This is a genomic window from Mesorhizobium sp. PL10 (assembly GCF_053714315.1).
In genome coordinates, this window is record NZ_JBSKBR010000001.1 from 630,558 (window position 1) to 642,531 (window position 11,974).

The window sequence follows — 11,974 nt, forward strand, 5'->3', positions numbered from 1 at the left end:
GGAATTGCTCTATTTCGAACCCATCTCGAAATAGTTGGGCAGCGGGATCAGCCTGGCAAAGATCGTGCCCTGGCTGAACACCCTGAGTTCCAGCATGGACCCGGACGATCGCTCGGCCTTCTGGTCGAACAGGAAATTGCCGAGCGAATAGATCTCCGCCACATCGCCGCCGGCGAGCGGAAGGATTGCTTCGCTCGACACATGCGGATGCCCACCGACGACGGCTGACACGCCGTGCAGCCGCATCTGGTCGGCCAGCATCTCTTCGCGCGGCGATGGCTCCGTCTTGTATTCGCGCCCCCAATGGACAAAGGCAATCACCGGCCGCTCGGCATTGTCGTGCAGCAGCCGGTCGAGCAAGGCAGGCGTCAAAAGGTCGGTGTTCCTGGAGCCATTGGTGTCGATGTCGGTGAGCCCGACAAGGTCGAGGTCGGCTAGCGCCAGCGTCTCGCTTTGGCCGAAATGGGCGATACCGGCCGCATCGAGTGCGCCCAGCGTCTCGGCGTAGCCTGACGGGCCGAGGTCGTAGGCATGGTTGTTGGCAAGACTGACGGCGGCGACACGCAATTTCCTGAGCATGCCGATGGCGAGATCGGCCGGCATGGCCAGCGTCATGTCGTCGATCGCTTCAGGAACGTTGGGCAGGATGACGCCTTCCAGGTTGACGATCAGCGGCCGGGAGCGGGTCAAAGCAAGCACGCTGTCGACGATCTTCTCGGTGACGCCGTCGCGGACCAGGATCTTCTTCATGGCGCGGCCGAAATTCACATCGCCGGCGAGATAATAGAGCTTGTCGTCGGGCCGGGTCGGGTTGTTGAAACCGGGGCCGAAGGCGCCGAACAGTGCCACGACGTAGCTGGTGGTGCGCTCGACATAGTCGCTCGAATGCGCCTGCGAATTCTCGTTGGCGACGACCAGCGGCGCAGCACCAAACAGTTCGCGCTGCAGCCTGGTCTGGATGTAGAGCGCACCGACGGAGTCGGCGTGATCAGGCTGTTGCAGCGCCGCGATGCCGTCGAGCGAACCGGCGGCGAGCATGTTCAGCGTCTGCTGATCGAAACGCCTGGCCTCATGCTGCGGCAGATAGTGCGAGAAGTCGGTGGATTCGACGATCAGCGTGTCCTTGTCGACGATCACCTTCAGCACCTCAGCCAACCGGTCCCAGTCGCCACGTCTGGCCTTGACCGACATTGCCACCGGCACAATTTCAGCTTCGGGAAAATAATGATGCAGGAAGGGCAGCATGGCCTGCACACCATGCTCCTTGGCGAACAGGCAGGAGTCTTCGACCATGTCACTGTTCTCCTCCAGAAGCCGCACGGCTGCCGTGTCGGCCAGGACCGGGCCAAGCACCGTCCCGAAGCCGCGCGTCGTGGTGGCGAAGAGTTTTTGCGTCTTGTGAAAATGGTCCGGCGACAGGATGACGATGCGCTTGTAGCGGAAGCCGGATGCGGCATGGAAACCGAGCGCGACGAGATCGGCGACCAGCAGATGGTGCGGCACGGTGATGCCGGTCAGCCGCTGGTTGGAGGGCTCGATTTTGGCGACGGCCGTGATGGCGTCGGTGAAGAGGGCGGAGTTGTCGTAGAAGGGTGGGAAGTCTGCGTTGCCTGGCGGGCAGGGGATGGGGGCGGCGAGGGCGGGGAGCGTTAAGATGAATGTGAACAATGCTGCTGCGACTGACAGCCAAGTTCGCGCCCAGAGGGGGGTGCCTGGGCGCCGACGGTTCACTCTCACGGCTCAGCCAAAACAATGTTTTCGACACCGCCGACATAATAGAACGGCTTCTGCTTGGAAGCGGTCAGCCGCAGCACTTCGCGCGAGATATAGTCGGCGAGGCCGAACAGCGTCACGCCGCCATCCGATGTCTTGGCCCGGCCGCGCAGGCCTTCGAGGATTGAATAGGTGAAGACGCCATGGCCGAGCTCGGGCAGCTCGGCGGCGGTGTTGTTGGCTGCGGTGGCCGAGAACACGACGATGCGTGCGTCCTGCGCATCCTTTTCCAGGCGCGGGTTGAAGGCGTTGGCGGCATGGCAGGTGTCGAGCAGCATGAAACGCATGCCCTTGGCGCGCTCGACCGATTTCTGGATGTCGCCCCAGTCGACGAGCGAGGAACGCTTCCAGCGGTCGGCATCCTGTTTGCGGCCATCGGTCGGGATGAAATAATAGTCCTCGTCGATGTTGATGCCGTGGCCGGCGACGAAGATGATGGTGGTGTCGTTCTCGCCGGGCTTGTCGAGGAAGTCGGCGAGCTGGTCGTCGATCGTGTCGGAGTCCGGTTCCAGGATGCTGTCGGCGCTGGCGACCTTGAACACGTCCTTGCCGGCGCCGGGCGCCTCATCCAGCGCTTCGCGGTTGACCAGCACCAGCGTTTCCATCGACGAGAACAAGGGGGCCGATTTCTGCGAGATCACCTTGAGGAACTCCGTCGCGTCGTCGACGGGGTAGCGCAGATCGCAGGCGCGGCCGGCGCAGGCATCGGTCAGGAAGGGATATTTATCGACGCCGATCACGGCGACGTAAAGCTTGCCCTTGTTGGCTTGCTTCTCGGTTTTCCTGGCCAGGGCTGTGACGCTGCGCTCGGTCAGGTAGCCGAATTCGTTGGTGCCGGTGATGCGGATGGTGTTTTCGCCACTCTCGACCGGCACTTCGACGATGATGCTCTTGCCACCATCGACCGAACGTGCGGTGACATCGCCGACATTGCGGCTGTTCGACAGGATCGAAAACCCGGCGACATCGGCGCCGGCTTCCTGCGCGCCAGTGATCTCGACGGCGACATAACCTTCGCGAACATTGCTTTGGTCGGCGGCGAGCTTGATGCCGAATTCCGGCGGCTTGCGCTCAAGCAGCTTTTCCAGCTCGCGGTCGACGCCCGGGCGCATCTCCTGCACCGCCTGTTCGGCGCTGCGCAGGATGATGGCGCGGCGCACCATTTCCGGGCTCCAGAGATATTTCTTCAGCTGACCCGCGTTGATGAAGCGCCCCTCATGGTCGCGGCCCTGGTTGACCTGCCAGCCGATCAACCTGTCGCCGTCGGCGGAGGAATAATAGTAGCCCTGCGGCATCCAGACGATCCATTCGGAGCCGGCAAAGAACATCGACACGATCAGTTTGTGCGTCTTCAAATTCCACAGCCGCAAGGTCTGGTCGGCGCTGCCGGTGACCAGCAGCCCCTCCTTCCCCGAGGCGGCCATAGCGTTGATTTCGCCGGTGTGGCCGGTGAATTCGCCTGACACCTCGGCGGTCGCGGTTTTGTACTCCAGTAGCGTCCCGTCACTGCCGCCGGTGATCAGGCCAAGGCCCCTGTCGATCAGCGTATATGCCGAATGGACAAAACCACTGGTGGCGGCTTTCTCGATGCTGTGCACCACCTTGCCGCTGCTCGAGATTTCCAGCACGGCATTCTCTAGGCCGTCCTTACCGCCGGGAACAGCGCGAAGCGACCATCGACTGTCGGCCAGTACGGCGCGGGCGAAGGCGCTCTGCTGCGCCAAGGCTTTCGGATCCTCGAAGAACCGGTCGGTCGTCGGCAGTGCCAGCGTCTTGTCCAGCGTGCCCTGGAGTTCAGGACAGGACACGCGTTCGGGGCAGGGGTTGGCGTTGCCCCAGGCGACGGAGTTACTTGCCGCATCGATACCGACCGCCGTCACCGGTTCGCCAACCCCTTGTAGCAGCGCCTTGCGCTCGCTCGTCGCGGGGTTCCAGACTTGGATGGCATTGCGGCTGCCGCCGGCGGTCGCCACCAGCGAACCGTCGGCATTGCTGGCGCTGGCAAAGACCGTGCCGTCATGGCCGCTATAGTCGAGCACCTGCTCACCGCTGTCGGTATTCCAGACCACCGTGCGGTGCTTGTCGGCGCAGCGATAGCTGCAGGATGCGACAAGCCGTGAACCCGCAGCGAAGCTCAGCGCGCCGATCTGGAAATCCTGCTTGGGCATGGCGCGGACGAACTTGCCGTCGCTGGCCTGCCAGAGCTGGACGTCGCCATCCTTGCTGCCGGTGGCGAAGAGGCTTCCGTCGAGCGAGACAGCAAGTGCGGCCACGCTGACGTCGCGCAGCGGTTCGGCCTCGGCGGGCAGCGGGATTTCCTCCGACTTGGCGACGTCCCAGAGCCTTATGCCATTGTCGGTGGTCGTCGCTGCCAGCCGGGTTCCCGCGGCGGCAAAGCTAAGCTTTTCAACACGCCAGGAATCGGCATCGAGCTTTTCGGCCAGCATCCAGCCCGAGGCGGATTTGTCATCCACCCGCCAGAGATAAACGAAGCCATCGCCACCGCCGGCGGCCAGCATGTTCCCGTCCGGCGAGAAGGCGACATCATAGACTGCGTAGTCGGCGCCCTTGAGCACGGCCTTGATCTTGCCGGTGGCGAAATCGAACAGCCTGATATCGCCATAAGGCGGCTTGTCGCCGATGCCGGCGCCGAAATAGCCGCCGGCCGCGATGGTCTTGCCATCCGGCGACACGGCGATCGCAAAGATCTTGCCGTCATTGCCGTTGCCGATATAGCCGCGGATGGTGCGCAAGGTGACGGCGCTCTGCCAGTCCCAGATGCGGATGGTCTTGTCGTCAGACGCCGAGACCAGTTCCTGACCGTCCGGCGTAAAGGCAAGGTCGGTGACCCTTGCGCTGTGACCGCCGGTGTTGAGATCGAGATGGAAATCGAGGTCTTCGGCATGCGCGGTCGACGCCAGCGCCATAAGACCGATCAGGATCAGCCACCGGAAAGCACGCAAGGGGAGAGAGCTGCCCGGCATCTTGTGCGCCGCTATTTGGATTCAGTGGGCGGCGGCGACCCGTGGCGCACATAGTTCTCGATCGCCTGGGCATAATTCGCGGAACCGGTCCTGCGTTCCTTTTCTATGTAGCCGGCAAAGTAGCTCCAGAACGACACGGCATAGTCGCGGAAATAGGCATCGGCGACATCGCGCGAACAGAGCTTGCCCTCGACGCAGATGGAGAGACGGTTGAGGAAATAGACGATGCGGTCGAAATTGTCGTTGAAATCGGCGACAGACATAGTCCCGCCGGCGGCCGTCATCGCCTCGATGCCGATGCGTTGCCGAAACACCTGCTCCTCGGTCGGCGATGGCGTGGCGCTGAGTAGATTGTCATATTTGGCGTTGAGCGCCGCCAGCCGCTCCTTGAGCGCGCGTTGCGCCTGCTGAAAATCCTTGCTTTCCCAGAGCTCAACCAATGACATGGTCTGCTCGACGCGCTTCTGTTCCTGGTTTGCCAGAAACTGAAGGACCGAGAAGCCCAGGGTGAAGATGATCGCCAGGCGCACGGCGAGGCCCGACCAGGCGTAGGCGAGCATGCGCCAGTCGCGATCGGTGAAGGGGTTTGATTCCTTCTTGATTTCGTGGCTGCTCGGCCACGGAAAACCTTCGGTGGTTTCCGGCAAGCTCTCCGGCTTCTTGGCCGGTGCCGGTGCTGGAGCCGGCAGCGATGCGGCCGGCGATTTTTGTGTTGCAGTGCCCCCCGGCTTTTTCATCCGCAGCTGTCCAGTTGTATGGTGGCGGAGGGATCGAGCACGATGCCGGGCGCCTCCAGCTTCTTTTTCAGACAATCGAGCTGCGTGCGCGAAATCATGAACTGTACGTCCGGCTCGGCAGCCGCCTTGTTCGGTGACGGCAAGGGCTCGACCACGCCTCGCGAGGCACAACTGGAGAGATCGACGACGACGGCCGTGCCGCCGGTCTTGGCGATCTGGTCGTACTGGTCGAGAAAGCAGGTGGCGAGCTCGGAATTGGTGACGATCTGCTTGGCACACAGGCCGCAGTTTTCGTCCGCCGAGGCACTGGCAACCAGCAACAGGCCGGCTGCAAGGCCGGCAGTCGCGGCACGCCAGGAAAGCACGCCGATAGTCACTGATGTCCTCATCTTTTGCATCCCGCCGCAGCATATCGAGGCGCCGCGAGCCGGGAAATGTTTCACCATATCATGCCGGTAGCGCAAGAGCCGACAAAGCATGTTCAGGCGCGCGGCACCGTTTCCATCGGGAAGATCATCACGGCGCCTTTGGGACCGCTCTTGTCGGCAAGCCGCATCACCGAGCGCGTCGTCGGCGCCATGCCGATGTCGGTCAGCATGTCGGAGAAGCCGGGTGTTCCCGATGCTGCCCGCGTCACGGCGCGGACGCCTTCCTGCGCAAGAAAGCTCAGGTCTTCCTTCTCGCTCTGCGGCGGCGCCTCGGTCAGCACGGCGATCATGCGCTCCATGCCGAAGCTGGTGTCGGTGAAGGCGAGCAGACCTTCCTTCAGGCCCTGGTCGGCCTGCTGGTTGATCGGCGCCAGCCGCTCGGAGACGATGTGGGTGATCGAGTAGTCGCTGCCGATATAGAGCACGTTGATGTCGACAAACTCGTCGGACTCGTTCCTGGCAGCAATATGCACCTGATCGCCCGGCGAAACGCGCGGCACGGTCGAGGATTCGATCGGCTCCATCGCATCGCTGTCTTGGCGCTTGATCAGAAACTGGACGCTGACCTCGTCCGGCCGGTAGTCGGAAGCGGCGGCGAGTCGCGACAGGCCCGTGGCGCGGAAGATGGTGGTCAGGTTCTTGGCGGTGTTTTCCGCGAGCTTCTCGCGGCCATCAGGATGGATGACGATGCGCGGCGGCTTGCTGCCATCCTTCAAGCTGATGTCACCGGACGCCGGCAGGAACCACAGCGCCGGCTCTTCGGTCGCATCTGCCGCGGCGCCGGCAATGGATTTTTCGCGCAGCACCGCAAGGCGCAGATCGGCGCTCTTGCCGGGCTCGACCAGCGCGATATGGAAGCCGGAATTCGGCTTCGCCGCCAGTTCGTCGAGAACCGAGTTGACCAGCCCGGTTTCCTTTTCGAGACCCGGGGTTGCCGCCGGCTTTGCCACCAGCAGCTTGTAGTCGACGGCGAGTTCGGCGACGCGCGCATAGGCACCGGCGGGCACGGCCGTCGGCGCAAGCGCCGGCTTGCCGTCGAATTCGACCGGCTTGAGGTTGCTCTCCAGGTTCCTTGCCGATTGTACTTCGAGATAGCCCACCGCGTCGGAGAGCTTCGACAGCGCCGAAGGCAGAATGGCGAGCTTGCTGCCGGGGGTGAGGCCTTGCAGCAGACCGGCGCCGATCGCTACGTCGCCGTCCTTGACGGCAATCGGCCATTGCATGACCGCGTCGGTCTTGTCGGTGCCGAACACGCGGGCGTCGAGCTCGCCCTCGAACAAAGGCGTCGGCCTTGTGCGGCCGTCGGCCGAATATTGCTGCAGCACGGCCTGGCCGAGCTGGCGATAGGTGACGTTGGGGTTCTCGGCCAGTTTCGACAGGATGGTGAAGGTGAACAGGCCGAAGCGCGGCGCGTCGGGCGTGCCCTTGGGCAGCGGCATTTCGGGCGTCGTCTCGACCGTCTGCGCGGCATAGAAAGCAACCAGCTTGCCCCTGGCGATCGGCTCGGCGCCGGTCGGCGTCAGGTTGAAGGCCGGCTTGCGCCCGCCATTCTCGTCGAAACCGCGCGATGTGCTTGCCGAAATGTCGTCATAGGCCTTCACGGCCGCTGCTCTCGCCGCATCATCGCCGCCGACGAGATCGGCGAACTCGACCTTGCGCTCCAGTTCGTCATCGACTTCCGCGGCGCGCGTTGCGGTGCCGGAATGGCAGCAGTCGAACACGACCCAGACAAAGGCGCCCTTGTCGCGTATGGCGTCGAGCGCCGCGCCGACCTCATTGTCGACGAGTGCGTTGGGCACGCCTTCTTCGCGGTTGATCCATTTGTCGATGTCGGAGGGAAGGAAAATCTCGTCGAGCCCGTCGGTCTCGTCGCCGGCCTTGGCCTGCGGCTGCTGGGCGCCGTGGCCCGACAGATGCAGATAGACGAAATCGTCGCGTTGCACCTTGCCGGCGAGGTCGGCAAGGGCGGCCTTGATCGCCGCATGCGTCGGCGGGCCGTTGGCGCCTTCGACATCCTTGGCGAGCAAGGTCACGTTCTCGGCCGCGAATTTGACCGGATCGGGCGTGTTCTTCAGGAGATAGTCGCGGACCAGACCGGCATCGTTCTTCGGCCCGATCAGCCAGTTCTTCTGCGGCAGGTTGGGATAGTCGGTGCAGGCGACCAGCAGCGCATGATAGGTACGCGAGGCGGCGAGGGCGCGGAACGAGACCGTACCGGCGGCAACAAGCGCCGACGTGCCGACGAGCAGCGTGCGTCGTGTCAGTTTGATCATGATTGCTTCCCCAAGCCCGATCGAATTTGCAAGTGCGGGCACCTTTCGTCGCGAATTTTGTCAGTATTTTGAATGTGGTCGGTGCCGTCAACCAGGGGTAGCGGTCATGAGGTCGTGGCGATAACGGAAACAGTGGCAAAAGGCCCATTTCATCGCTATCTCAAGGGAATTAAGAGTCAAAGAGATAGAGCATGATGTCGTCCGAAAACCGCTTCACGCTTTTCGGCATCGTGCTCTGAACGATCGGAAAACAGGATCATGGCGGCAAGGGATGTGCTGACGAAGAATCAGCTGAGCGTGCTCGAGAAACTCGAGGCCGCCAGCGGACCGCTTAGCGCCTATACGCTGCTCGACCAGCTGCGCGAGCGCGGTTTTCGCGCACCGCTGCAGGTCTACCGGGCGCTCGACAGTCTGGTGAAGTCAGGCTTCGTGCACCGGCTCGAAAGCCTCAACTCCTTCGTCGCCTGCGCCGAACCGCACGACCACAGCCATTCGATGACCGCCTTTGCTATCTGCGACACATGCGGGCAGGTGACGGAGATGTCGGATCACGATGTCGATCACCGGCTCGATGAGTGGGTTCGATCGACGGGGTTTGCCGCCAAGAAGGCGGTGATCGAGTTTCGCGGGACGTGTGCGAAGTGTCGGGCCGAGGCGGCTTAGGTACGCTGATATTCAGGTGAGGCCGGCCTGCAAATGGCCGATACCTGCGCTTCCGGTGCTCACGTACGAAAAGTACGCTCCGCTCCGGTTCTCGGCATCAGCCATTTTCGACTCGGCCTGACCTGAATCTCGACGCCCCTACGGCGGGACGCAGCAAGGGTGGGGTGCTAATGCGCCTCATCCCAGTTGTTCGCCGCCCGTGCATCGACATGCAGCGGCACCGACATCGAAATTGCCGGCATCGGCGCGTTCTCCATGACGCGGCGCACCACGGGGATCGTCGCCTCGACTTCCGCTTCCACCGTCTCGAAGATCAATTCGTCATGCACCTGCAAGAGCATGCGCGCCGACAGGCCGGCCTTCTCCAGCGCCTCGTCCATATGCACCATGGCGCGGCGGATGATGTCGGCGGCGGTGCCTTGCAGCCTGGCGTTGATCGAGGCGCGCTCGTTGAAGGCGCGGATCGACGGATTTGAAGACCGGATCTCCGGATAGTGGATGCGGCGGCCGAAGATGGTTTCGACGAAGCCATGCTCGCGGGCATAGGCCTTGGTCGCCTCGATATAGTCGCGGATGCCGGGGAAACGCTCGAAATACTTCTTGATGTAGGCGCCGGCTTCCTCGCGCGGGATCGACAGCTGGTTGGCGAGGCCAAAGGCTGAAATGCCGTAGATGATGCCGAAATTGATCGCCTTGGCGCGCCGGCGCACTTCCGAAGGCATGCCTTCGACCGGCACGGAAAACATTTCCGAAGCGGTGATGGCGTGGATGTCGGCGCCGTCGGCAAAAGCCTGCGTCAGCTGCGGAATCTCGGCGACATGGGCAAGCACGCGCAATTCGATCTGGCTGTAGTCGGCCGAGACCAGTTTCTGGCCCTTGTCGGCGATGAAGGCGGTCCTGATCTTGCGTCCCTCGGTGGTGCGCACCGGGATGTTCTGCAGATTGGGATCGGAGGAGGACAGCCGGCCCGTCGTGGTTGCGGCGAGCGCGTAGGAGGTGTGCACGCGCTTGGTGTCGGGATGGATGAAGCCGGGCAGGGCGTCGGTATAGGTCGATTTCAGCTTGGTCAGCTGGCGCCAGTCGACGATCTTGCGCGGCAGTTCGTGGCCCTCGGCGGCGAGGTCTTCCAGAAGCTGCGCCGAGGTCGACCATTGCCCGGTCTTGGTCTTGGAACCGCCAGGCAGACCCATGCGGCCGAACAGGATGTCGCCGAGCTGCTTTGGCGAGCCGATGTTGATGCGCTCGCCGATGAGACCATAGATTTCCTCTTCCAGCCGCGCCGCGCCTTGCGCCAGCTCGCCCGAGAGCCGCGACAGGATCTGGCGGTCGACCGAGATGCCGCGCTGTTCCATCCGTGCCAGCACCGGCACCAGCGGCCGCTCCAGCCGCTCATAGACCGAGACCAGTCCCTTGGCAGCCAGTCGCGGCTTCAGCACCTGCCACAGCCTGAACGCCACATCGGCGTGGCCGGCGGCGTAGGTGGTCGCTCTCTCGATATCGACCTGTTCGAAGCCGATGGAGCTCCTTCCCGAACCGGCGAGCTCCTTGAGCGGGATCGTGGCGTGACCAAGCCATTTGTCGGCAAGAGACGACAAAGTGTGGTGGCCGGTGCCGGCGTCGAGCACGTAGGAGATCAGCATGGTGTCGTCGAAGGGCGCGATATCGATGCCGTGGCGGCTCATGACGACGATGTCGTATTTGGCGTCCTGGGCGATCTTGAGGACCGATTTGTCCTCCAGCAAGGGTTTCAGCAGCGCCAGCGCCTCGCGAACCGGGATCTGGTTTTCCAGTGTGCCGCCGCCGAGCAGGTCGCCGGCGCCGCTCTTGTGGGCCAGTGGTACATAGGCGGCGCGGCCGGGGCCAATCGCCAGAGAGAAGCCGATGAGGTCGGCAAGCATCGGATCGGACGACGTGGTCTCGGTGTCGAAAGCGACAATGCCGGTTTCCTTCGCCTGAGCCAGCCAGCTCTTGAGCGTTGCCGTGTCACGGATCGCGACATAGGCGCCAGGATCGATTTTGGCGGCGGACGCCGCTTCGAGACGAAGTGCTGAAAGCAAAGAAGGGGTATCGCCGGCCTTGGCGGTATCGGCCTTGGGCGCAGCTTGTGCTGCTTCGCTGGTTCCGTCGCCGCGGGCAACTGCCGGCGCGCCAGACCCGACATCGGGACCGTGCGCGGTGTCGGCGCGCTCGACGGTTACAGCGACGGCCTGGACATCGCCGGCTTCGGTGCTGGTCGCTTCGGCCACGCGGCGGGTCAGCGAGGTGAATTCCATGGTCTTGAGGAAGCCGATCAGCTTCGGCCCATCCGGTGCGTGCAGCACGAAATCGTCGAGCCCGTCGGTGACCGGCACGTCGTTCTTCAGCGTCACCAGCTGGCGCGATATGCGTGCCTTGTCGGCATTGGCGATGATGGATTCGCGTCTTTTGTCCTGCTTGATCTCGCTGGCTCGCGCGAGCAGCCCGTCGAGATCGCCGAACTGTTCCAGCAATTGCGCCGCCGTCTTCGGTCCGATGCCGGGCACGCCGGGCACATTGTCGACGGAGTCGCCGGTCAGTGCCTGCAGGTCGATCATCTTCTCCGGCGGCACGCCCCATTTCTCGATGACTTCGGGGATGCCTATCTGGCGGTCCTTCATCGGATCGTACATGCCGACCGTGGGGCCGACCAGCTGCATCAGATCCTTGTCGGATGAGATGATGGTGGTGTCGGCGCCGGCCTCGCAGGCCAGCTTGCAATAGGTGGCGATGAGGTCATCGGCCTCAAACCCTTCTATCTCGATGCAGGGCAGGTTGAAGGCGACGGTTGCCTGGCGGATAAGGCCGAATTGCGGGATGAGGTCTTCGGGCGGCGCGTTGCGGTTGGCTTTGTATTCCGGGTAGAGCTCGTTGCGGAAGGTTTTCGACGAATAATCGAAAATGACCGCGAAATGCGTCGGCACAATGCCTACATCGGTGTTGCGGGCGTCCTGCATCAGCTTCCACAGCATGTTGCAGAAGCCGGACACGGCGCCGACCGGCAGGCCATCAGATTTGCGGGTCAGCGGCGGCAGCGCGTGGTAGGCACGAAAGATGTAGCCGGAGCCGTCGATAAGGAAGAGATGATCGCCTTTTTTCAT

At 63.1% G+C, this 11,974-nt stretch carries 7 protein-coding genes; 1 reads left to right on the top strand and 6 read right to left on the bottom strand.

Annotated elements, in window-relative coordinates; genetic code table 11:
* Positions 1–9: 9 nt before the first annotated feature.
* The 5 genes from amrB to ACWGTO_RS03175 all read right to left on the bottom strand — a co-directional run bounded on the left by amrB (position 10) and on the right by ACWGTO_RS03175 (position 8,195).
* Complete coding sequence (amrB, locus tag ACWGTO_RS03155; protein ID WP_454573395.1) at positions 10–1,668, bottom strand: AmmeMemoRadiSam system protein B; 1,659 nt, start codon at positions 1,666–1,668, stop codon at positions 10–12.
* A gap of 65 nt (positions 1,669–1,733) precedes the next feature.
* Positions 1,734–4,757, bottom strand: a complete 3,024-nt coding sequence (locus tag ACWGTO_RS03160; protein ID WP_454573396.1) for a caspase family protein — start codon at positions 4,755–4,757, stop codon at positions 1,734–1,736.
* Positions 4,758–4,768: 11 nt separating this feature from the next.
* Complete coding sequence (locus tag ACWGTO_RS03165) at positions 4,769–5,494, bottom strand: DUF4760 domain-containing protein (RefSeq protein WP_454573397.1); 726 nt, start codon at positions 5,492–5,494, stop codon at positions 4,769–4,771.
* Positions 5,491–5,883, bottom strand: coding sequence for a hypothetical protein (locus ACWGTO_RS03170; RefSeq protein WP_454573398.1), 393 nt, complete (start codon positions 5,881–5,883; stop codon positions 5,491–5,493). Before ACWGTO_RS03170 ends, ACWGTO_RS03165 begins: the two co-directional genes overlap by 4 nt.
* A 92-nt stretch (positions 5,884–5,975) precedes the next feature.
* Positions 5,976–8,195: a caspase family protein gene (locus ACWGTO_RS03175; RefSeq protein ID WP_454573399.1), complete on the bottom strand. Its 2,220-nt coding sequence runs from the start codon at positions 8,193–8,195 to the stop codon at positions 5,976–5,978.
* 258 nt (positions 8,196–8,453) lie between these two features.
* On the opposite strand from ACWGTO_RS03175, the gene ACWGTO_RS03180 reads away from it, so the two are divergent.
* A complete protein-coding gene (locus tag ACWGTO_RS03180; protein ID WP_112562754.1) occupies positions 8,454–8,858 on the top strand; it encodes a Fur family transcriptional regulator in 405 nt (134 codons plus the stop codon).
* Positions 8,859–9,025: 167 nt separating this feature from the next.
* Here ACWGTO_RS03180 and polA read toward each other — a convergent pair whose 3' ends face one another.
* Positions 9,026–11,974 (bottom strand): DNA polymerase I, encoded by a 2,949-nt coding sequence (polA, locus tag ACWGTO_RS03185; protein WP_454573509.1) that lies wholly within the window; start codon positions 11,972–11,974, stop codon positions 9,026–9,028.